The organism is Vibrio sp. 2132-1, from assembly GCF_033344315.1.
Window position 1 is genome coordinate 1 of the sequence record NZ_JAWPON010000151.1, and the last position, 921, is coordinate 921.

Annotated in this window: 1 protein-coding gene; it reads right to left on the bottom strand. The window is 40.6% G+C overall.

The window, feature by feature from the left end; translation table 11 throughout:
- Positions 1 to 142 precede the first annotated feature (142 nt).
- Positions 143 to 823, bottom strand: a complete 681-nt coding sequence (locus tag R8N47_RS24070; protein WP_318185961.1) for a YjbF family lipoprotein — start codon at positions 821 to 823, stop codon at positions 143 to 145.
- Between the last annotated feature and the right edge of the window lie 98 nt (positions 824 to 921).

Here is a 921-nt window from a genome sequence, read left to right on the forward strand (position 1 = left end):
GCTGGCTCTTGGAATCGTAGCTGTTTGCCCACATCCGGCAACTCAACATTTAATGGTTGTGCAGTAGAGGTTTCTGTTTGAGCGAAGCTGTGTGTGCTCAAAAGAGGCATAACCAAAACGAATAATGTGAGTAGTCGCTTGCTCATGATTTGCTATACCCCTTTAAAATGGTTAACTCAACCGGAATCATATTTGGCCCTAGATGTTGTAAGATCTTAACAACCTGACCTTGTTCATTGACCCAATAGTAGTTTTCGACCGATTGAGAAAGACTGCTAAACTCAACAACTTCTTTATATACGTTGGTCATAGTGCTAGAAATAGGTGTTGTTAACGTTTCTTGGCCTGAGTAAGAACGCGTTATATTTGCAGGAAAACCATAACGGTATTGTGTTGCCCAATCGTATGAGAGTGCGTAGTTGACAGATGTTGAGTCTAAAGAAAAATCTGGAACGTCACCGTAAACGCCCGCCAAGTCTCCATTCTGTAGTCCAATCGTTTTGACGATATGTCCATTTTCCGTAACGATCATTGCTTTATCGGCGCTTACCCATTTTAATTGTTTTTTACCGCTGAGTGGGTTTCGTTCCGCGAAAGCTAAAACAACAAACACCTGTTTTTGATTTCCAAGTTTCAAGTAGGCACTGGCATATGGAACAGCATTTATTTCTTCTGGTGTCATCTCTACATCGATGTAGTTACCGTAGGCTTCTTGGACGGTTGCTGAAACATCATTGAATTTCTGTGTGCAGCCAAAGAATAAACTTAGTAGCGGAAGAGTGAGGAGTGGTTGTATCCATTTAGACGTTCGGAAGATATTCATTATTCCCTCTTACAAATAAAATCGCCCTGAATCATTCAGGGCGATTATCTTCTATCTACAAAACGAAATTAGTTTGTAGAAGTAGAAGTAGAAGTAGA

What these genes read in the sequence shown, in the direction of transcription:
- R8N47_RS24070 (WP_318185961.1), bottom strand. Translation starts at nt 823, where the DNA reads ATGAATATCTTCCGAACGTCTAAATGGATACAACCACTCCTCACTCTT.